This window comes from Methylibium sp., assembly GCF_965279545.1.
Classification (GTDB): Bacteria; Pseudomonadota; Gammaproteobacteria; order Burkholderiales; family Burkholderiaceae_C; genus Methylibium.
The window spans coordinates 2676280-2695778 of the sequence record NZ_OZ257250.1; the positions used below are offsets into that span (position 1 = coordinate 2676280).

Consider the following 19499-nt stretch of genomic DNA (forward strand, 5'->3'; position numbering starts at 1 on the left):
TGTAACGCACGTTCAGGATGTCAGCGCGTCGTACTCGTGCTCGCAGACTGTGCCTGCCGCTCCGCGTTCGTCAGCAATGTGGGCCAGGGATCCCGCGTGCTCGTCAGCGCGGCGCTGCAGCTCGGCAAGCACTCCGGCGGGCGCATGGTTGGACAGCTTGGAGATTGCCGGCAGCTTGACGGGCGATGGTGACGAGGGCGGTAACGCGCGGCTATAGCCGACCGGCAGCAGCGTCAGCGCGAGCAGCCTGCAGCTTGCGTTCGAACTCATCCGAGATATCCTTCTGTGCGGCGGTGCGCTGCTCTTCCTCAGCCCGAGCAGCGGCCTCGGCTGCGCGTGCGGATTGGTCGTTGCCAGCATGCTCGGAACTCCACGCAGCACGATCTACGAGTGGACACCCGAGCTGCGCGGCCATCGACCTGGCCCAGGCCGTACGGCCAACGCTCTCGCCGTTCCTGTTCGCCAAGCGCGACGGCAAGAGCTACATCGCCGAGGGGACCGGTGAAGCCCACGGCTGGAACTCGATATGGCAGCGGTTCATGGACCGGGTGCTCGCCGAGACCAGGGTCAAGGTGCGGTTCGCCGAGCACGACCTGCGCGCGAAGTGCGCCAGCGATGCCGCGTCGCTCGAGCACACCCGGGCGCATGCTGTCGCATGCCGACGCGCGAACCACCTAGCAGATCTACCGGCGCGCAAGCCGGAGCGCGTGGGCCGCTCGGCCGCGGTTGGGTTGAAAGCACAGGCAAGAAAAAACGGGTCAGCTCCTGTGAAGCCAACCCGTTGTTTCGTCGAGCAAATCTGGTGCGGCTGGCAGGAATCGAACCCACGACCCCTTGGTTCGTAGCCAAGTACTCTATCCAGCTGAGCTACAGCCGCATCAAGCCTCGCAGTTTAGCACGAAGCCCATTCGCGCCTCAACCGAGTGCGGCGGCGGAGCGGAAGCACTGGGCTGCGCGCTCGTCGTCACGGTCCTGCTCCGCCATCGCCGCCAGGTGGAGCCAGGCCTCGCGGCGCACCGCCGGCGACAGCGCATCGTCGCGCGCGGCCTGCTCGAGCAGGGCACGGGCCTTGCCCCAGAGTTGCCGCGCCATCATCGCGCGGCCGATCCCGTAGGCCAACGCGCCCTCGCCCGGACAGGACTGCAGCGCCGCCTCGAGTCGTGGCAGCCATTCGGGGCCGATGCCATCGACGGCATCGGCCAGCGCGAAAGCCAGCGTGTCGCGCTCCTCGCGCGGCAAACCGGCCGCACGGTCCCAGAACGGCCGCAGCCAGGTCCGCGCATCCTCCGTCGCGCCGAGCGCGACCAATTGACGGGCCGCATGCGACGCCACGACCACATCGCGCCGGTCGGCTGGGTCGAATTCGCGCCAGACGCGCTTGGTCTGGTCGGTGTCGCGGGCCGCATCGATGGCCTCGATCGCCAAGGTGCGCATCAGCCCCTGCGCGGCGGTCGGCGAGAAGCCCTGGTGCTTGGCGAGCAGGCGTGCGGTCTTCAGGGCTTCCAGCGGCTCTTGCGCGAGGCGTGCCGCCTTCAGCTTCAGGCGCAGCGCCTGGGTCCGGCGCGAAACGCCGGGCGGCAATTGCGCCAGCAGCTCCAGCGTGCGGGCGGCATCGCGGTCGTCGAGCGCCCATTCGGCCGCCAGCAGCTGGGCGCCCTCTTCGGCCGAGCGTGCGGCGGCGCTGCGATGGGCCAGGTCGAGCGCGCGCGCGAGCTGTTCGTCACGCCGCACCCGGTCCTGCAGGCGGTGCAGGCTGCCGGCCGCCAGCAGGTGGCCGAGCACGGTGAATTCGGTGTCCTGCCTGAGTTCGGGGGTGTCGGCCTGGATCGCCACTGCCCGCTGTGCGGCCTTGTGGGCGCGCCCGTAGCGGCCGCCGAAATACTGCGACAACGCCTCGCGCAGCGCGCCCTGGGCGATGCGGTCGCGGCGCGACACGCGCCATTCACGTGCGCGCTGCGGCAGGCCGATGAGCAAACCGACCGCCTGGATCAGCGCATTGAGCACGAGGCACAACACGACCAGGGCCACCATGAACAGATTGAATGACAGGTCCACGCGCCACGGGGCCCAGTACAGCGTGACGAGGTTGTCGTTGCTGCCGAGCAGGCTGGCCGCCACCACCGCCACGATGGCCAGCAACAGCAACCAGATCACGCTGCGCATCGGAGCCGGAGCCTCAGCGGCCCGCTGCAGCGGCCGTCAGTGCCGCGAGCGTGTCGTCCGGGCGCGGCACGCCCGCCTGCCTCGCTTGCTGGGCCACGCCGCGCAGCAGTTCGTTCAGCAGCTGCGTCTTGCGCGCGCTGCGGTCGAAGTAGTTGTCGATCGCGGTCAGCGCACCCTGCAGGTCGGACTGCGCGGTGTCGAACTGGCGGCTCATCAGCGCCAGGCGGGCGTTGAGCAGCTTCAGTTTCACGTTCTCGCGCAGGAAGAAGCTCTGCTCCGGCGCGAGCAGCATGGCCTGAGGCTGGTCGATGCGCGTCACGCGCAGCAGGCCGCGCGCTTCGGACCAGACACCGAGCCACCACTCGGCCGCACGGGCAGGCAGCCAGCCGAGGCCCGTCGCCGATGCGGCGCCGGACGCCGGCTCGAGCGCGCCTGCGGCCGCGCCGCGCGACACGGCATGCGGCGACCGGGCCTCCGCCAGCCGCTGCAGATCGAGCACCTGCAAAGGGGCTTCGTCAACGAGCCGCACGGCTTCGTCGAGCTTGATCGCGAGCGAAGCGAGGTCGGCCACGCTCACGGCCTTGACGCGGTCGAGGTCGCGCGCGATCGCGCGGCGCACCGGTTCGAGCCGTGGCTGGTTGACGCGCGCGAGGCGTTCGTCCGCCGCCCTCAGCGCCGCCACCAGCGGAGCCGCGCTGCCGGTGATCGCCGTCTGCTGCAAGGCGACGCGGATGCCGGCGTCGATGTCGACCACCAGGTTCTCGTCGCGGGCCCGCGACAGCGACTGGATCAGCTCCTCGAGCTGGCCGCGCTGGGCCGTGATCTCGGCGAGGCGGTTTTCGGCCAGCGTCGCCTTGGCCACCGCTTCGCGCGAGAGTTCCTGCGCCTGCTTGGCCAGCAGTTGTGCTTCGGTGGCCTGGACCGAACTGTCCTGCTGGCGGCGCACCAGCTCCTGCTCCAGCGTGCGCACGCGGCGCTGGCCGTACCAGGCGACCGAGAGCGCCGCCACGCTGACAAGCAACAGCAGCAGCGCCAGCGCAAACTGCAAGCGCCGCGACCGCATCGAGCGGACCGTCGGCTGCACGGCCACGGGCGAGGAAGGCGGGGTGGGCGCGGGCGGCGCGACAGTCGGCTGTGGGGAGTCGCTCACGGTGCGTCCGATTCTATCGGCCGCTATCGACCGGCTCGCAGGGATCCGATCGCCGCAACGATGGCATCGAGCGTCGGCGGCGCCTCGATCACCCTGCCGAAGCCGGCGTCACGCGCACGCTGCGCAATGCGCGGGTGGGTCGTGAGGGCCTGCGCGGCGCGCCAGTCCGACGGACCGGACGCACCGGCGGTCAGGGCTTCGAGCTGATCGATCGCCTCCGAACTGCTGAACAGCCACAGGTGCTCGGCCGGCAACGCCAGCGCCTGCGCCCACAAGGCCTGCAGCGCGGCATCGAGCCGGGGCGGCACGCGGCGGTAGGCGGCGACGAGATCGACCCGGGCACCCGCCTCGCGCAGCATCTGGGACAGCCATTCGCGGCCGCGGCCCTGCACCTCGGCATCGACGCTGCCGCGCACGATGAGCACCGAGCCACCCTGCCACGGCCCCTGCGCCTCCAGCACGGCCCACAGTGCTTCCGAATCGAAACGCCCCGCGTCGAGCGGCGGCTCGACGATCGCGTCCGGCGGCACCCCGGCGGCACGCAAAGCTGCACTCGTGCCCGGCCCGGGTGAGCCACAGCGCAGCGCGGCCGGCCAGTCGCTGCCGGCCGGCCGCTGCGCGAAGAACTGCGTCACCGCATTCGGGCTGACGAACACCAGCAGCCGACGTAGCGACAAGGTCTGCCAGGCCGAGCGCACCGGCGCCGGGTCGGCCGGCGCCTCGATCGCGATCAGCGGCAACGCCGCCGCCACGACCCCGCGTTCGGCCAGCCGCGCCACCCACTCGCGCGCCTGCTCCTCGGGACGGGTGACGAGCACGCGCATGCGGCTGAGGCCCGTCGAAACGGAGACCTTCAGAGCGCCGCCAGCAGCGCGGCACCGCCGCGCTCGCGCAGCTGCTGCGCCGCCGCCAGGCCCAGTGCTTCAGCCGCAGCGGTATCGGCCACGGCCGCGCCGGCCTCGGCGTGCACCAGCGCGGGCACAGCCTCGGCCACGCTGCCCAATGCCGCCCGCAGCACCAGCCGGCCGTCGGCCTGCCACTGGGCATGGGCCGCCAGCGGCATGCTGCAGCTGCCGCCGAGCGCCCGCGACACCGCGCGCTCGGCGTGCACCGCCAGCCAGCTCGGCTCGTGGATCAGCGCGCGCAACACGTTCCACAGCGCCGGGTGGCGCTCGGGCGCATCGGCGCGCAGTTCGATGCCGAGCGCGCCCTGGCCCGCGGCCGGGATCATCACGTCGGGCTCGAACACGCTGCGGATGCGCTCGGCCAGGCCCAGGCGCTTCAGGCCCGCGGCCGCCAGCACGATGGCGTCGTACTGGCCTTCGTCGAGCTTGCGCAGGCGCGTGTCGAGGTTGCCGCGCAGCGGCTCGATGCGCAGGTCGGGCCGCTGCGCGCGCAGCTGGCTGAGCCGCCGCAGGCTCGAGGTGCCGACCACCGCGCCGGCCGGCAGCGCGGCCAGGTCGGCGTGGCGCGGCGACACCCAGGCGTCGCGCGGGTCCTCGCGCTCCAGCACCGCAGCGAGCACGAAGCCCGCCGGCAGGTCCATCGGCACGTCCTTCAGCGAGTGCACCGCGAGGTGGGCCTCGCCCGTTTCGAGCGCGGTCTCGAGCTCCTTGACGAACAGGCCCTTGCCGCCCACCTTGCTGAGCGTGCGATCGAGGATCTGGTCGCCGCGCGTCGTCATCCCCAGCAGCTCGACCGGTGCGCTCAGGCGCGCACCGAGCAGCGCACGCACATGCTCGGCCTGCCACAGCGCCAACCGGCTCTCGCGGGTCGCGATGACCCAGGGTTCTCGATGCGCATCCATGCGGGAATGCTAGCAGCGCGTCGGCTGGCCCCGACGACGCTGGCATGCGCACTGCTAGCATCCCTGCGCCTTCGCGCTTCCCCCTCCACCCGACTCTCCTCCGGACCATGGCCACCGCCAAAACCCTCCACAGCGCCGACCGCGGCGCCGACAAGAACCGCCCACTGATCGAAGACATCCGCCTGCTCGGGCGCATCCTGGGCGACGTGATCCGCGAGCAGGAGGGCGCGCCGGCCTACGAGCTGATCGAGCGCATCCGCCAGCTCGCCGTGGCCTACCGCCTCAAGCGCGACACCCAGGCAGGACATGCGCTGGACCGGCTGCTGAAGAACCTGTCGGTCGAGCAGGCGGTGTCGGTCGTGCGCGCCTTCAGCTATTTCTCGCACCTCGCCAACCTGGCCGAGGACCGCCACCACGTGCGCCGCCGTGAACACCACGAGCAGCTCGGCCACGTGCAGGAAGGCTCTCTGGCGATGAGCTTCGAGCGGCTCGCCAAGCGCGGCGTGCGCGCGGCCGAGATCGCCGAGCTGCTGGACCATGCCTACCTGTCGCCGGTGCTCACCGCCCACCCGACCGAGGTGCAGCGCAAGAGCGTGCTCGATGCCGAACGCGCGGTGGCCGAGCTGATCGGCGCGCGCGACACGCTGCCGACCCTGCGCGAGCGCGCCGCCAACGAGGCGTTGCTGCGCGCCCGCGTGACCCAGCTGTGGCAGACGCGGCTGCTGCGCACCTCCAAGCTCAGCGTCGCCAACGAGATCGACAACGCGCTGTCCTACTACCAGAGCACCTTCCTGCGCCAGATCCCGAAGCTCTACGCCGAGCTCGAGGCCCTGTTGCCGGGCTTCGAGGTGGCGCCGTTCTTCCGCATGGGCAACTGGATCGGCGGCGACCGCGACGGCAATCCCAACGTCACCGCCGAGACGCTGCGCCTCGCGCTGGCGCGCCACGGCGAGACGGTGCTGCGCTTCTACCTGACGGAGGTGCACGAACTGGGCGCCGAGCTGTCGATCTCGGCGCTGCTGGTGCAGGTCGCGCCAGAGCTGCAGGCGCTGGCCGACCGCTCCGGCGACCACAACGAGCACCGCCTCGACGAGCCCTACCGCCGCGCGCTGATCGGCGTGTACGCGCGGCTGGCCGGCACGCTGACGGCGCTGACCGGCACCGAGGCACTGCGCCACGCCGTCGCGCCCTCCACGCCTTACGCGACGGCCGAGGAACTGCTGGCCGACCTGCGCACCGTCGAGGCCTCGCTGGCCTCGCACCACGGTGCCGCACTCGCGGCAGCGCGGCTCAAGCCGCTGATCCGCGCGGTGCAGGTGTTCGGCTTCCACCTCGCGACGATCGACCTGCGCCAGAGCTCCGACCAGCACGAGGCGGTGCTCGCCGAGCTGATGGCCGGCGCCCGCATCGAGGCCGACTACGCCGCGATGCCCGAGGAGGCCAAGGTCGCGCTGCTGCTGGGCCTGCTGAACGACGCCCGCAGCCTGCAGGTGCGCGGAGCCGTCTACAGCGAGCGCACGCGCGGCGAGCTGGCGATCTTCGAGGCCGCGCGCGAGGGCCGCGCGCGCTACGGCCACGCGGCCATTCGCCACTGCATCATCTCGCACACCGAGACGGTGAGCGACCTGCTCGAAGTGCTGGTGCTGCAGAAGGAGACCGGGCTGCTGCGCGGCACGCTCGACACCGACGCGCGCTGCGACCTGATCGTGGTGCCGCTGTTCGAGACCATCACCGACCTGCGCCAGGCCGCGCCCATCATGCGCGAGTTCTACGCGCTGCCGGGCGTGCTGCCGCTGGTGCGGCGCAGCGGCGCCGACCAGTACTGCGAGCAGGACGTGATGCTCGGCTACTCCGACAGCAACAAGGACGGCGGCTTCTTCACCAGCAACTGGGAGCTCTACCGCGCCGAGACCGCGCTGGTCGAGCTGTTCGAGCCGCTCAAGCGCGAGCACGGCCTCACCTTGCGCCTGTTCCACGGCCGCGGCGGCACCGTGGGCCGCGGCGGCGGCCCGAGCTACGAGGCCATCCTGGCCCAGCCGCCGGGCACCGTGAACGGCCAGATCCGCCTCACCGAGCAGGGCGAGGTGATCGCCTCGAAGTACGCCAACCCCGAGATCGGCCGGCGCAACCTCGAGACGCTGGTGGCGGCGACGCTGGAGGCCACGCTGCTGCCGCCGAAGCGCCATGCGCCGCGGCTGTTCCTCGACACCGCGGACACGCTGTCGCAGCTCAGCATGGCGGCCTACCGCAAGCTGGTCTACGAGACGCCGGGCTTCGCCGACTACTTCTTCGCCGCCACGCCGATCCGCGAGATCGCCGAGCTCAACATCGGCTCGCGGCCGGCCTCGCGCAAGGCCACGCGCGCCATCGAGGACCTGCGCGCGATCCCCTGGGGCTTCAGCTGGGGCCAGTGCCGCGTGGCGCTGCCGGGCTGGTACGGCTTCGGCTCGGCGGTGGAGGGCTTCCTCGGCGAGGAACCGAAGCTGCGCAAGGAGCGGCTCGCGCTGCTGCAGCGCATGCATGCGCAGTGGCCGTTCTTCGGCACGCTGCTGTCGAACATCGACATGGTGCTGGCCAAGAGCGATCTCGGCATCGCGACGCGCTACGTCGAGCTGGTGCCGGACAAGCGCGCCGCGAAGAAGATCTTCGCGGCGATCCAGTCCGAGTGGCAGCGCACCGATGTCGCGCTCGCAGCGATCACCGGCGCGGCGCGGCGCCTGGCGACGAACGAGACGCTGGCGCGCTCGATCGAGCACCGCCTGCCCTACATCGACCCGCTGAACCACCTGCAGGTCGAGCTGATGCGCCGCTACCGCGCGCAGCGGGAGCGCAGCGAGCTGCACGAACGCGTGCAGCGCGGCATCCACATGTCGATCAACGGTGTGGCCGCCGGCCTGCGCAACTCGGGCTGAAGCCGAGCGCCACCGAGCATCAGTGGCTGCGGTGCAGCCACTCCACCAGCAGCGCGATGAAACCCAGGCCGAACCCGAGCCAGAGCACCTGCGCCAGGGTCTCGCGCCAGTTCAGGCGCCGCTGCAACTGCGGAATCAGGTCGGCGACCGCCACGTAGACGAAGCTGCTCGCGGCCAGCACCAGCAGGTAGGGCATCAGCGACCGGAACGGCAGGATCAGGAAGTAGCCCACCACGCCGCCGGCCACCGCGCCGAGCCCCGACAACACGTTGTAGAGCAGGGCGCGGCCCCGCGCGAAGCCGGCGTTGAGCAGCACGATGTAGTCGCCGACCTCCTGCGGAATCTCGTGGGCCGCCACCGCCACCGCGGTGGCCACGCCGAGCCGTGGGTCGGCGAGAAAGGCCGCGGCGATCAGCAGGCCGTCGCAGAAATTGTGGATGCCGTCGCCCAGCAGCACGCTCCAGCCGCCGCGCCCGGCCTGGTCGGCATCGAAGCCATGGTGGTGATGGTGGTGCGGGTCGTCGCCCTCATGGTGGTGGCTGTGGCGGTAGAGCTCCGCCTTCTCGAGCAGGAAGAAGAACAACAGCCCCAGCAGCAGGGTCAGGAACAGCGCATGCGTGTCGGCCCCGCTCTCGAAGGCCTCGGGCAGCATGTGCAGCAGTGCCGTGCCGAGCAGCACGCCGGTGGAGAGGCTGACCAGATGCCGCACGATCAGCGGCAGCATCGACAGCGCCACACCGGCGGCGATCACGACAGAGAGCACGCCACCGAGCAAGGTGGCCAGCACGATCCACAGCAGGGTCATCGACATGTTTTCGTTCGCTTCTCGGTCCGGATCTTCGGGTCAGTCGGGCAAAACAAAGCCGCGCCCGAAGACGCGGCTCGCTGGCGGCGGCCCATCACAGGCCACGCCGTTCGTCTGGAACCAGGCCCGGCAGCGCTTCCAGCCGTCGTGCGCTGCCTCCTGGCGATAGCTCGGCCGGTGGTCGGCGTGGAAAGCGTGCGGCGCGTCGGGATAGACGATGAATTCCGACTGCTTCGCCGCGGCACTCCCTGCCGCCAGGGCCGATTTCATCTTATCAACGGTGTCAAGCGGGATGCCGCCGTCCTGTTCGGCGTACGGGCCGAGCACCGGCCCTGCCGCAGCGCAGGCTGTGTCACCGATTGCAGAGACAATCTGCGCCATGCCGACGACCGCCCTGCCCGAGCTTCACGACGCCACGCAACTCGCTGCGATCGACATCGGCTCCAACAGCTTTCGCCTCGAGATCGGCCAGCTCAACCGCGGCCGCTACAAGCGCGTCGACTACCTGAAGGAAACCGTGCGCCTGGGCGGCGGGCTCGACGCCGACGGGCGCCTGAACGAGGAAGCCCAGTTGCGCGGCCTGGCCTGCCTGGCGCGCTTCGCACTGCGGTTGCGCGGCTTCGCGCCCGCCCAGGTCCGTGCGGTCGCGACCCAGACGCTGCGCGAGGCCAGGAACCGCGACGCCTTCCTGGCCCGCGCGCGCACCGTGCTCGGGCACCCGATCGAGGTGATCTCGGGCCGCGAGGAAGCGCGCCTGATCTTCGCCGGCGTGGCCCGCCTGCAGCCGAACGAGCGGCCCCGCATCGTGATCGACATCGGCGGGCGCTCCACCGAGATGATCCTCGGCCAGGGCCGCACGCCGCGCCAGGCCGAGAGCTTCCAGGTCGGCAGCGTGAGCCTGTCGATGCGCTACTTCCCGGACGGCCGCTTCACGGCGGGCGCCTTCCGTGCGGCCCAGGTGGCCGCCGGCGCCGAGCTCGAAGAGGCCTTGCAGCCCTTCGCCCCCGGCCAGTGGATCGAGGCGCTCGGCGCCTCCGGCACGGTGAGCGCCGTGTCCCAGCTGCTGGTGGCCAACGGCCTCAGCGACGGCGTGATCACGCCGGTGGGCCTGCGCTGGTGCATCGAGACCTGCCTGGCCGCAGGCCACCAGGACGCGCTCGACCTGCCGGGGCTGAAGCCCGAGCGCCGGGCGGTGCTCGGCGGCGGCCTGTCGATCCTCTACACGCTGGCGCTGCAGTTCGGCATCGATGCCCTGCAGCCCGCGCGAGGCGCCTTGCGCCAGGGCGTGCTGTTCGACCTGGCCGAGCGGCTGGAAGCCGCCCAGGCGGCGACGCGCCACGCTCACCGGCGGGACATGCGCGACACCTCGGTGCACGAACTGCAGCGCCGCTTCGGCAGCGATCTGGCGCAGGCCGCGCGCGTGCAGCGGCTGGCCGTTGCGCTGTACCGCAGCACCACGACGCAGCGCAACGGCAGCGCGGAGGCCACGCGCGAGCTCGGCTGGGCCGCCGCGCTGCACGAGATCGGCATGTCGGTCTCGCACCACGACCACCACCGCCACAGCGCCTACCTGCTGGCCCACGTCGACGCGCCGGGTTTCTCGCAGAGCCAGCAGCGGCGCGTGGCCGAACTGGTGCTCGGTCATCGCGGCAGCCTGCGCAAGCTCGACACCACGCTGGAGCAGGAAGCCACGCTGTGGCCGGTACTGTGCCTGCGGCTCGCAGCGCTGCTGTGCCACGCACGCAACGACGTGCCGCAGCGGATCGTGACGCTCAAGCGCACGGCCGAGGGTGCGCAACTGCAGCTCGACGGAGCCTGGGCCGACGGCCACCCCCGCACGATGCACCTGCTGGGCGAGGAAGTACGCGCCTGGGAGCGGGCCGGCCGCCTGAAACTGGTGGTGAACGCAAGCGGCTGACAACGCGCCCTGCGGCGCCTGTCAAAGCAGGTCGGGCCCCTGCATCGCCTGCAGAACGACCTGCACGGCACCTTCGCGCTCACGGTGGCGCAGCCACCAGACGGCCCCCTTGCGGATCGACCAATAGCGCTCGACGTCGGCCAGCAGCCGCGCCGCCACGAAGCCCAGCGTCGGCTGGTGGCCGATCACCAGCACCGGCTCGTTCGACTCCGGCCAGCGCACCGCCGCCAGCAGGCTGTCGGGCGTGCCCTCGGGCGCCAGCGCCGCCACGGTCTTGAAGCTGCGATCGAGGGCCCGCGCCGTCTGCTGGGCCCGCAAGGCCGGGCTGACGAGGACGCGCGTCGACTCGGCCATGCGCTGGTTGAGCCATTCGGCCATGCGCTGCGCCTGCCGCTCGCCCTTGGCGGTGAGTGCCCGCTGGGCGTCGGCCTGGCCTTCGCGCAGCAGATGCGCTTCAGCGTGGCGCCACAGGATCAGGTCCATGCCGCGGCCCCTGCCGCCCCTCAGCCAGGGTGGTAGCGCGTCATCAGCGCCTGCTGCGCGCTGGGCCCGTCGACGCCGATGCGCTCATAGCGACCATCGCCGAGCTGGCGCCAGGCGTCGCGGCGGTCGTGCAGGTAGGGCAGCAGGCATTCGTCGATCACGCGCTGGCGCCCCTTGGCATCACGCACCGGCCAGGCCACCTCGATGCGGCGCAGCATGTTGCGCGTCATCCAGTCGGCGCTCGACAGGTAGAGCGCTTCGTCGTCCTCCTTCGGGCCCCAACGGAAGTACAGGATGCGCGTGTGCTCGAGGAAGCGCCCGACCACCGAGCGCACGCGGATGCGCTCGGTGTAGCCCGGCACGCCGGGCGGCAGCATGCAGGCGCCCCGCACGATCAGGTCGATCTCGACGCCGGCCTGCGAGGCCTCGGCCAGCGCGAGCATCAGCGCCTCGTCGGTCAGCGCATTGAGCTTGGCGACGATGCGTGCCGGGCGCCCCTGACGCGCCGCTGCCGCGCACTGCCCGATGAAGCGCAGCATCTGCCGGTGCAGGCTGCTCGGCGCCAGCAGCAGTTGCTTCGGCGCCTTGCCGCGGGTCAGGCTGGCGAGCTGCTGGAAAACGAGGTCGATATCGGCGGTCAGCTCGGCGTCGGCGGTCAGGCAACCGATGTCGGTGTAGAGGCGGGCCGTCTTGGGGTTGTAGTTGCCGGTCGACAAGTGGCCGTAGCGGCGCAGCACCGGCCCGCGAGCCCTGGCCTCGCGGCGCGTGATCAGCAGCAGCTTGGCGTGCGTCTTCAGGCCGACGATGCCGTACACCACCTGCACGCCGACCGCCTCGAGGCGTTCGGCCCAGTTGATGTTGGCCTCCTCGTCGAAACGCGCCTTCAGCTCCACGACGGCCATCACCTCCTTGCCGCGCCGCGCGGCTTCGAGCAGCAGGTCCATCAGGACCGACTGCGCGCCCGTGCGGTAGATGGTCTGCTTGATCGCCAGCACATCGGGGTCGTGCACCGCCTCGCGCAGCAGTTGCACCACCGGCTCGAAGCTCTCGAACGGATGGTGCATCAGCACGTCGCCCTCGCGCAGGCGCTCGAACATCGAGGCGCTGGCGCCTTCGCCTCGCGGCAGGCCCTTTGGCCAGGCCCATTCGTAGGGCGGGAAGCGCAGATCATCGGCCTCGGCCTGGTCGATCAGCTGGTTCAGGCGCACCAGGTTGACCGGGCCGTTGACATGGTAAAGCGCGGCGTCGGGCAGGCCGAACTGCTGCAGCAGGAATTCGCTCAACTCCTCCGGGCAGGTGGCCACCACCTCGAGGCGGATCGCCTGGCCGAAGTGGCGGGTCGACAGCGAGGAGCGCAGCGCCTGGCGCAGGTTGGTCACGTCGTCGTCGACGTCCAGATCCGAGTCGCGCGTGACGCGGAACTGCGAGAACGCCTCGACCGTGCGGCCGGGAAACAGCTCCTCGAGGTGGGCGCGGATCACACTCGACAGCAGCACGAAGGCCTGCCGCCCGGCTGACAACGGCTCGGGCAGGCGGATCACGCGCGGCAGCACGCGCGGCACCTTGACGATCGCGATGGAGTTGTCGCGCCCGAAGGCGTCGCGCCCGCCGAGCTTGACGATGAAGTTCAGCGACTTGTTCGCGACCTGCGGAAAGGGATGCGCCGGGTCGAGTCCGACCGGCACCAGCAGCGGCCGCACCTGGCGCTGGAAGAAGCCGTCGACCCAGCGGCGCTGCGCGGCGTCGCGCTCGGCGTGGTTCAGCACCACGATGCCTTCGCGCTGCAGCGCCGGCATCACCACCTCGTTGAAGGCCGCGTACTGCGCGTCGATCAGCGCGTGGGCGGCGGCGGCGACATCGGCCATCTCGCGCAGCGTGATGCCCGAGCCGGGCAGGCGCGAGGCCTCCAGGTAGTCGGCGAAGCGCACCTCGAAGAACTCGTCCATGTTGGACGAGACGATGCACACATAGCGCAGCCGCTCCAGCAGCGGCACGTCTTCGCGCAGCGCCTGGGCCAGCACGCGGCGGTTGAACTCGAGGATCGCCTGCTCGCGGTTGAGCAGCATCGGAACAGGCAGGACCACCGGCTCGACAGGGGGCTTGGGAAGGGCGCTCATTTCCAGAGTCTATGAAAGACTCGCGACAGATTCGTGACAGTCCGTCAGTCCCAAAACAAAAAGGGGCTGCAGATGCAGCCCCTTGGGTCGAACCCCGACGAATCGGGGCGCTCAGCCGGTTTCGATCAGAAGTCGTGCTTGATGCCGGCGCCGACGATATTGGTCTTCTGGCCGGCGATCGGACCGCGGTCCGCGGCGATCGACAAGCCGGTGTTCGCGAGGGCGTCGGCGTCCGTGCGTACGAGTTGCGCGTACAGGGTCGTGCGCTTCGACAGGGCGTAGTCATTGCTGACCACGATGTCCTTGGTCTTGCCGCCGAAGCCGGGGGCCTTGTCCTTGCCCTGGTAGTAGGCAGCCGTCAGCGTGTTCTGCGGGTTCCAAGCCCAGTTCACGCCGACGCCGAAGAAGTCGCTGTCGCTGACCTTCGCCCCGGCGGCGGAATCGGTCTCCGCCTTCGCGTAGTAAGCCTTGGCCGTGAAGGCGCCGAACGGAATCGCCACGCCCAGCGAGAAGCGCTTGGACTCGTCTTGGTCAGCCCCGGCGGCCACGCCGAGGCCTTCGATCTTCTGGTACGAACCCGACACGGTGATCGGGCCGGTGTAGGACACGCCGACAGCCACCGTGCTACCCCGCGAAAACTCGCCGGCAACCTCGCCGAAGCCGTAGCCCACGCCGAGGTTCACCGGGCCGAAGGCATTGCTGTACGAGATCATGTTGCCGTTGAAGATCCCGAGGAAGTTGTTCCCGGTGACTCCGTTGGTGGCGGGATTCTGCGTCAGGGCGTAAGGCAGCAGGGCCGAGAACGACTCCTTGAAGCCGCGCGGGTCTGTGCCCAGGTCCGCCAGGATCGCAGGGCTGTATTGACGGCCCAGCAAGACGGTTCCGAAGCCGCCGGACAGTCCGACGTTGGCCTGACGACCGAAGAGTTGCAGTCCGCCGCCGAAGCGCGTGCCACCCGTGCTGCCGTCGAAGTCGCCTTCGAGGTTGAACACGGCCTTCAGGCCGCCGCCGAGATCTTCATTGCCCTTGAAGCCCCAGATGCTCGGCAGGATGCCGCCGTTGGCCAGGGAAGTGCGCGAGCTGTCGCCACCAGCGGTCGCGACCTTGTCCTGGTACTCGACGCCCGTGTCGATGCGGCCGTAGATCGTCACATTGCTTTGGGCGCTGGCCAGGCCGGCCGTCGCCAGCACGGCGCCAGCGATGAGCGAGCGCTTGACAAGGATGTGAGCCGTCGTCTTTTTCGTCATGGTGTCTCCTCGTTATGGGATGGTCTTGGATCGGTTTCGACATGTCGCGGCCAAAACCGCAGGGCCAAGTGCGCAATCGCTATGCCAGTTGCTCAAGCACTGTTGCAGCGGCCCGGCTGCGCCGCAATGGCGCAGCCGAAGCGTCAAATGAACAGGTTCACGTCTTGAAGCAAGGGATAACACCAGGGGTGCTCGCAGGCATTTGTTCCCGCGAGCCATGACACATTTCCGTTCCACCTGTCACACAGTGATCGGCAGGTGGAACAGCCTGACGGGTTCTTTTCTGGCGCCGATCAAGCGCTGTTGTCGCACAGCGGCCACTGACAGCAACGGGCTTTGGCAGCTACGCTCGCACACCGGCGGTCCGTTCGGCCGCGAGAGGCCGAGGGCGCGGCCCGGTTGCCATGGCACTCACGAGAGTGTCACGTCCTGAAAAAACAAAGGAGAAAGCATTGGAACTCATGACTCGAGCAAGCATCACCCGGGCGGGCCGTGCATTCGCCGCGGCCACCCTGCTCACCGGCATCGCCGGTCTGGCGAACGCGGACGAGAACGCATGGCGCTTGCGCATCGGCCCCGGGCATATCGCATGGGATGAGCAGGTCACGCTGAGCATCGGCGGCGCTCCGGTTCCGGGCGCCGGGGCACGGCTGTCGGACAACACCACGCTGCTCGCCGAGATCGGCTACCGCTTCACACCCCATTGGTCGGCCGGACTGACAATCGGCATCCCGCCCACCACCAAGGCGAGCGGCACCGGCGCCGCCGAGCCCTTCGGCGAGTTGGGGCACATCAAGTACGGCCCGCTGGGCCTGACGGCGCAGTACCAGTTCAACTCCGACGCCGCGCTGCAGCCCTATGTCGGCGCCGGCGCCGTGTACTACATGGTCTTCAGCGACAGGGACGCCTCGATCACCCAGCTCAAGGTCGACAACGCCTGGGGTTCCATGATCCAGGCAGGGGCCGACTACAACTTCTCGCCGACCATGGGCTTGTTCTTCGACGTGAAGAAGCTGTTCCTCAAGACCACCGCGACCGGCGTTCTGCCCGCGCTGGGTGGAGCACCGGTGAGGGCCGAAGTGACCCTGGACCCCCTGGTGATTCACGCCGGTCTGGTGCTGCGATTCTGAGCTGGTTGCGCGTGGCCTCGCGTTGCGTGAACAGGCCCTAGGCGACGGGGGCGCTCGACAAGTCGTTCTCGCGCGCCCTGCCGGCGCTCGTCGTCAATCGGGCATGCCGATGAGCCGGCACCAGCAGGCCGACGAACTGGTCGCACACCGAGGACCAGTCGAACTGCAGTGCGCGGGCCCGGGCCCCCTCGCGCGGCAGTTCCAGCGCACGCAGCGCGGCGACGCGCAGGTCCTCGTGCAGGACGCCGCCGCGCGAGTCGCCCACCACGTCCAGCGGGCCGGCCACCGGATAGGCTGCGACCGGCGTGCCGCAGGCCATGGCCTCGAGCATCACCAGGCCGAAGGTCTCGGAGCGGCTCGGGAACACGAAGACATCGGCCGCGCTATAGATTACCGGCAGCTCGGTGCGCGGCACCACGCCGCGCCAATGGACCTGCGGATACTGGCGCCTCAGCACGGCTTCGAGCGGCCCGACGCCGTAGACGATCTTGCTGCCGGGCAGGTCGAGCTCGAGGAAGGCCTCGAGGTTCTTCTCGTAGGACACGCGCCCGACATACAGGAAGATCGGTCGCGGCAGATCCAACTCGCTGTCGGTCGACGGTGCGAACAGGCGCAGGTCCACGCCGTGCGACCAGGCGCGCAGGCGGCGGAAGCGATACGCCTCGAGCAGGCGCCGCATGCCGTCCGACGGCACCATCACGCCACTCGAAGCTTCGTGGAAGCGGCGGAACCACGCATACCCCCAGCTCGTCGGCACATGCAGGGCCTTGGCCAGGATGTCGGGGAAGCGGGTGTGGAAGGCCGTCGTGAATGCCAGCTTGCGACGCAGGCAGTGTCGGCGCGCGGCCATGCCGAGCGGACCTTCGGTCGCGATGTGGATCGCATCGGCGCCGGCCGCGTCGAGCCGGCGTGCGACCTCGGCACCGGGCCGCCACGACAGCTCGATCTCGCGGTAGCCCGGGCAGGGAAAGCGGCGAAAGCCTGACGGCTCGATCACCTCGACCTCGTGCCCGCGTTCGCGCAGACCGTCCACCAGTTCCACCAGCGTCGTGACGACGCCGTTGACCTGCGGATGCCAGGCATCCGTGACCAGCAGCAGCTTCATGCGGCGAGCTCGGTGCCGGCACCCAGCCCGACGCCCGCGCCGAGCTTCGCCTTCGGCGGCTGCACCACGCTCACCGGCGTGGCAGCACGCACCGCGCCGGCAGTCTGCGGTGCACGGGAACCTCGACCGGACGAGGCACGGTGGCTCCAGTCGAGGATTTCCAGCCGCCCGTCGACATGCTCGACGAGCGCGGTGAGGCTCTCGACCCAGTCGCCGTCGTTCGCATAGACGATGCCGTCGATCTCGCGCAGCTCCGCATGGTGGATGTGGCCGCAGACCACGCCGTGCACGCCGCGCCTGCGCGCCTCGCGCGCCACCGCGTGTTCGAAGTCGCCGATGAAGCTGACCGCGCGCTTGACCTTGAGCTTGAGGTACTTCGACAGGCTCCAGTACGGCAGCCCGAGCCGTGCGCGCAGCGAGTTGAAGTGGCGGTTCAACCGGAGCGTGAATTCATAGGCCGAGTCGCCGACGTGCGCCAGCCACTTGGCGCACTGGATCACGCCATCGAAGTAGTCGCCGTGGGTGATCCACAGGCGCCGGCCGTCGGCGGTGACGTGCACGCAGTCCTCGAGCACCTCGATGCCGCCGAAGTCGTGGCCGAGGTACTTGCGCGCGAACTCGTCGTGGTTGCCGGGCACGAACACCACGCGCGTGCCCTTGCGCGCCTTGCGCAACAGCTTTTGCACCACGTCGTTGTGCGCCTGCGGCCAGTACCAGCTGCGCCGCAGCTGCCAGCCGTCGACGATGTCGCCCACGAGGTAGAGGTGCTGGCTCTCGACCGTCTTCAGGAAGTCGAGCAGCGCGACGGCCTGGCAGCCGGGCGTGCCGAGGTGCACGTCGGAGATCCAGACGCTGCGGACCTGCAGCCTGCCTTCGCCCTCGTCATCCGGCGGCAACGGTGCGATGGGCGACGGCCACGCGTCCGGCGCGCTCGCCATGCGCGTGCCGGTGGCACGGAACGAAAGGGATGTCCATCGCATGGACCGCCATGGTCGCGCGCGGCGATGACACGCCCACGTCGGCGGCATGACGATTCGGTGACTTCCACGGCGGTTGGTATCGTGCGCCCATGAGATCGTTCCTGCCCACGACCGCGCCGATGCGGTGCCCGACGATCGCCCTGCTCGCCTTGCTGCTCGGCGCCGTCGCCGTTCAGGCCGCACCCTATGCCTACATCACCAACCAGGGCGACCACAGCGTCTCGGTGATCGACCTGGCGACCGACCGGGTCGCCGCCACCGTCCCGGTCGGCAGATCGCCTGCAGGCGTGGTCGCCGTCAGCCGCGCCGGCAAGGTGTTCGTCACCGCGCCGGACAGCGATGCCGTCTCGGTCGTCGACATGCGAACCCAGCGCGTCATCGACACCCTGCCGGCCGGCCGGGGCGCGGTCGGCATCGACGCCTCGGCCGACGGCCGGCGCGTCTACGTGGCCGATTGGTTCGGCCAGCACCTGCTGGGCTTCGACACCAGCACGCACGCGCAGGTGCTGCGGGTGCCGCTCGGCCGCGCGCCGGCCGGGGTGGCGGTGGCCGCCGATGGCAAGACCGTCTTCGTGGCCGAGCGCGACGACGACTGCGTCGCCCTCGTCGACGTGGCCAGCGCCACGGTGCACGTGCGGGTGCCGGTCGGCGAGCACCCGTTCGCGCTGCTGCTCGATGCACCGCGCCGGCGGCTGTATGCAATGAACGTCAACAGCAACGACATCTCCGTCGTCGACCTGCGCGATGCCGCATCGCCCCGCGTGATCGGCAGCGTGAAGGTGGGCAAGGCGCCCTACGGCGCCGCACTGGCCGACGGCGGCCGGCGGCTGTACGTCACCAATCAGCACGATGACACGGTCTCGGTGGTCGATCCCGACACACTGACGCTGGTACAGACCCTGACGGGCTTCGGCTACCCGGAAGGGGTAGCCTCGGTCGGTGACCGGGTGCTCGTCGTGAACTGGATGGATGAGAATGTTTCGGTGCTCGATGCCGCCAGCGGCCGGCTCCTGCGCCGCGTGGACACCGGCCGGAACCCGCGCGGTTTCGGTGCCTTTGTCGGTGAGCCGGTCGCACGCTGAATCGAGGCGAAGGCTCACGCCCCGTCCTCTGCGTTTCCCCCAACAGACAGGAGACTTTCGATGTTTTCACGGTGGCTCGCCCTCGCGGCACTGACATTGGCGTCCGGCGTGGCGCTGGCCCACGGCCCGACGCGCCAGAAGGTGATCGAGAGGATCACGATCGATGCACCGGCCGATGCGGTGTGGGCCCGGATCAAGGACTTCGACGCGCTCGCCAAGTGGCACCCCGCGGTGGCCGAGAGCCCGGCCGACAAGGGCAACGCGGAAGGTTCGGTGCGCACCCTCAAGCTCAAGGGCGGCGGCGAGTTGGTCGAATCGCTCGAGCGCTACAACGCGGAAGGCAAGTCCTACAGCTACCGCGCGAAGGACGGCGGCGCGCTGCCGGTGAGCAACTACACCTCGACGATCAGCGTGAGCGGCGACGGCGGCACGTCGGTCGTCGAATGGCGCGGCGCCTTCTACCGCGGCTTCCCCAACAACGACCCGCCGCCGGACCAGAACGACGAGGCGGCGGTCAAGGCCGTCACCGGCGTCTACCAGGCCGGGCTGGCGAACCTGAAGAAGCTGGTCGAGAAGCAGTGAGACGACGCCGCGGCGGCG

16 protein-coding genes, 1 tRNA gene and 1 pseudogene are annotated in these 19499 nt (G+C 70.1%); 5 read left to right on the top strand and 13 right to left on the bottom strand.

Features of this window, described 5'->3' with window-relative positions; genetic code table 11:
• Nucleotides 1-12 precede the first annotated feature (12 nt).
• From ACQY9S_RS12480 to hemC, 6 genes are all read right to left on the bottom strand, one after another.
• Entirely contained in the window at nucleotides 13-270 is a 258-nt protein-coding gene (locus ACQY9S_RS12480) for a DUF2514 family protein (RefSeq protein ID WP_428420020.1), read from the bottom strand.
• A 530-nt stretch (nucleotides 271-800) separates the two neighbouring features.
• A tRNA-Arg gene (locus ACQY9S_RS12485) sits at nucleotides 801-877 on the bottom strand.
• Nucleotides 878-915: 38 nt separating this feature from the next.
• Nucleotides 916-2163, bottom strand: coding sequence for a heme biosynthesis HemY N-terminal domain-containing protein (locus tag ACQY9S_RS12490; protein ID WP_428420021.1), 1248 nt, complete (start codon nucleotides 2161-2163; stop codon nucleotides 916-918).
• A 13-nt stretch (nucleotides 2164-2176) separates the two neighbouring features.
• Complete coding sequence (locus tag ACQY9S_RS12495; protein ID WP_428420022.1) at nucleotides 2177-3313, bottom strand: uroporphyrinogen-III C-methyltransferase; 1137 nt, start codon at nucleotides 3311-3313, stop codon at nucleotides 2177-2179.
• 23 nt (nucleotides 3314-3336) lie between these two features.
• Entirely contained in the window at nucleotides 3337-4137 is an 801-nt protein-coding gene (locus ACQY9S_RS12500; RefSeq protein WP_428420023.1) for a uroporphyrinogen-III synthase, read from the bottom strand.
• Nucleotides 4138-4166: 29 nt separating this feature from the next.
• Nucleotides 4167-5120: a hydroxymethylbilane synthase gene (hemC, locus tag ACQY9S_RS12505; RefSeq protein ID WP_428420024.1), complete on the bottom strand. Its 954-nt coding sequence runs from the start codon at nucleotides 5118-5120 to the stop codon at nucleotides 4167-4169.
• A 107-nt stretch (nucleotides 5121-5227) separates the two neighbouring features.
• Here hemC and ppc point away from each other — a divergent pair, with 107 nt between their 5' ends.
• Nucleotides 5228-8032: a phosphoenolpyruvate carboxylase gene (gene ppc, locus ACQY9S_RS12510; protein WP_428420025.1), complete on the top strand. Its 2805-nt coding sequence runs from the start codon at nucleotides 5228-5230 to the stop codon at nucleotides 8030-8032.
• 19 nt (nucleotides 8033-8051) lie between these two features.
• On the opposite strand, the gene ACQY9S_RS12515 is transcribed toward ppc, so the two are convergent.
• Complete coding sequence (locus tag ACQY9S_RS12515) at nucleotides 8052-8843, bottom strand: ZIP family metal transporter (protein WP_428420026.1); 792 nt, start codon at nucleotides 8841-8843, stop codon at nucleotides 8052-8054.
• Nucleotides 8844-8939: 96 nt separating this feature from the next.
• Nucleotides 8940-9170 (bottom strand): annotated as a pseudogene (locus tag ACQY9S_RS12520) (dienelactone hydrolase family protein); the annotation flags it as partial.
• 46 nt (nucleotides 9171-9216) lie between these two features.
• On the opposite strand from ACQY9S_RS12520, the gene ACQY9S_RS12525 reads away from it, so the two are divergent.
• Nucleotides 9217-10755 carry an exopolyphosphatase gene (locus ACQY9S_RS12525; protein WP_428420027.1) on the top strand — a complete coding sequence of 513 codons (1539 nt, stop codon included), beginning with the start codon at nucleotides 9217-9219 and terminating at the stop codon, nucleotides 10753-10755.
• Between the two features lie 21 nt (nucleotides 10756-10776).
• On the opposite strand, the gene sixA is transcribed toward ACQY9S_RS12525, so the two are convergent.
• The 3 genes from sixA to ACQY9S_RS12540 all read right to left on the bottom strand — a co-directional run bounded on the left by sixA (nucleotide 10777) and on the right by ACQY9S_RS12540 (nucleotide 14602).
• A complete protein-coding gene (gene sixA, locus ACQY9S_RS12530) occupies nucleotides 10777-11238 on the bottom strand; it encodes a phosphohistidine phosphatase SixA (protein ID WP_428420028.1) in 462 nt (153 codons plus the stop codon).
• Nucleotides 11239-11258: 20 nt separating this feature from the next.
• On the bottom strand, nucleotides 11259-13355 hold the full coding sequence (gene ppk1 / locus ACQY9S_RS12535; RefSeq protein ID WP_428420029.1) for a polyphosphate kinase 1: 2097 nt from the start codon (nucleotides 13353-13355) through the stop codon (nucleotides 11259-11261).
• Nucleotides 13356-13480: 125 nt separating this feature from the next.
• Nucleotides 13481-14602: a porin gene (locus ACQY9S_RS12540; RefSeq protein ID WP_428420030.1), complete on the bottom strand. Its 1122-nt coding sequence runs from the start codon at nucleotides 14600-14602 to the stop codon at nucleotides 13481-13483.
• Nucleotides 14603-15063: 461 nt separating this feature from the next.
• Here ACQY9S_RS12540 and ACQY9S_RS12545 point away from each other — a divergent pair, with 461 nt between their 5' ends.
• Nucleotides 15064-15732, top strand: a complete 669-nt coding sequence (locus tag ACQY9S_RS12545; RefSeq protein WP_428420031.1) for an OmpW/AlkL family protein — start codon at nucleotides 15064-15066, stop codon at nucleotides 15730-15732.
• Nucleotides 15733-15769: 37 nt separating this feature from the next.
• On the opposite strand, the gene ACQY9S_RS12550 is transcribed toward ACQY9S_RS12545, so the two are convergent.
• Nucleotides 15770-16837: a glycosyltransferase family 4 protein gene (locus tag ACQY9S_RS12550; RefSeq protein ID WP_428420032.1), complete on the bottom strand. Its 1068-nt coding sequence runs from the start codon at nucleotides 16835-16837 to the stop codon at nucleotides 15770-15772.
• Complete coding sequence (locus tag ACQY9S_RS12555) at nucleotides 16834-17817, bottom strand: UDP-2,3-diacylglucosamine diphosphatase (RefSeq protein WP_428420033.1); 984 nt, start codon at nucleotides 17815-17817, stop codon at nucleotides 16834-16836. Before ACQY9S_RS12555 ends, ACQY9S_RS12550 begins: the two co-directional genes overlap by 4 nt.
• Nucleotides 17818-17906: 89 nt before the next feature.
• Between ACQY9S_RS12555 and ACQY9S_RS12560 the strand changes: the two genes are divergently transcribed.
• Both ACQY9S_RS12560 and ACQY9S_RS12565 read left to right on the top strand, forming a co-directional pair.
• Nucleotides 17907-18899 (top strand): YncE family protein, encoded by a 993-nt coding sequence (locus ACQY9S_RS12560; RefSeq protein WP_428420034.1) that lies wholly within the window; start codon nucleotides 17907-17909, stop codon nucleotides 18897-18899.
• 60 nt (nucleotides 18900-18959) lie between these two features.
• Entirely contained in the window at nucleotides 18960-19481 is a 522-nt protein-coding gene (locus ACQY9S_RS12565) for an SRPBCC family protein (protein ID WP_428420035.1), read from the top strand.
• Nucleotides 19482-19499 lie beyond the last annotated feature (18 nt).

Excerpts from the sequence above, each read along its gene's own strand:
- ACQY9S_RS12480 (WP_428420020.1), bottom strand. The coding sequence starts at position 270 with ATGAGTTCGAACGCAAGCTGCAGGCTGCTCGCGCTGACGCTGCTGCCG.
- ACQY9S_RS12490 (WP_428420021.1), bottom strand. The coding sequence starts at position 2,163 with ATGCGCAGCGTGATCTGGTTGCTGTTGCTGGCCATCGTGGCGGTGGTG.
- ACQY9S_RS12500 (WP_428420023.1), bottom strand. The coding sequence starts at position 4,137 with ATGCGCGTGCTCGTCACCCGTCCCGAGGAGCAGGCGCGCGAGTGGGTG.
- hemC (WP_428420024.1), bottom strand. The coding sequence starts at position 5,120 with ATGGATGCGCATCGAGAACCCTGGGTCATCGCGACCCGCGAGAGCCGG.
- ppc (WP_428420025.1), top strand. The coding sequence starts at position 5,228 with ATGGCCACCGCCAAAACCCTCCACAGCGCCGACCGCGGCGCCGACAAG.
- ACQY9S_RS12515 (WP_428420026.1), bottom strand. The coding sequence starts at position 8,843 with ATGTCGATGACCCTGCTGTGGATCGTGCTGGCCACCTTGCTCGGTGGC.
- ACQY9S_RS12525 (WP_428420027.1), top strand. The coding sequence starts at position 9,217 with ATGCCGACGACCGCCCTGCCCGAGCTTCACGACGCCACGCAACTCGCT.
- sixA (WP_428420028.1), bottom strand. The coding sequence starts at position 11,238 with ATGGACCTGATCCTGTGGCGCCACGCTGAAGCGCATCTGCTGCGCGAA.
- ppk1 (WP_428420029.1), bottom strand. The coding sequence starts at position 13,355 with ATGAGCGCCCTTCCCAAGCCCCCTGTCGAGCCGGTGGTCCTGCCTGTT.
- ACQY9S_RS12540 (WP_428420030.1), bottom strand. The coding sequence starts at position 14,602 with ATGACGAAAAAGACGACGGCTCACATCCTTGTCAAGCGCTCGCTCATC.
- ACQY9S_RS12545 (WP_428420031.1), top strand. The coding sequence starts at position 15,064 with ATGACTCGAGCAAGCATCACCCGGGCGGGCCGTGCATTCGCCGCGGCC.
- ACQY9S_RS12550 (WP_428420032.1), bottom strand. The coding sequence starts at position 16,837 with ATGAAGCTGCTGCTGGTCACGGATGCCTGGCATCCGCAGGTCAACGGC.
- ACQY9S_RS12555 (WP_428420033.1), bottom strand. The coding sequence starts at position 17,817 with ATGCGATGGACATCCCTTTCGTTCCGTGCCACCGGCACGCGCATGGCG.
- ACQY9S_RS12560 (WP_428420034.1), top strand. The coding sequence starts at position 17,907 with ATGAGATCGTTCCTGCCCACGACCGCGCCGATGCGGTGCCCGACGATC.
- ACQY9S_RS12565 (WP_428420035.1), top strand. The coding sequence starts at position 18,960 with ATGTTTTCACGGTGGCTCGCCCTCGCGGCACTGACATTGGCGTCCGGC.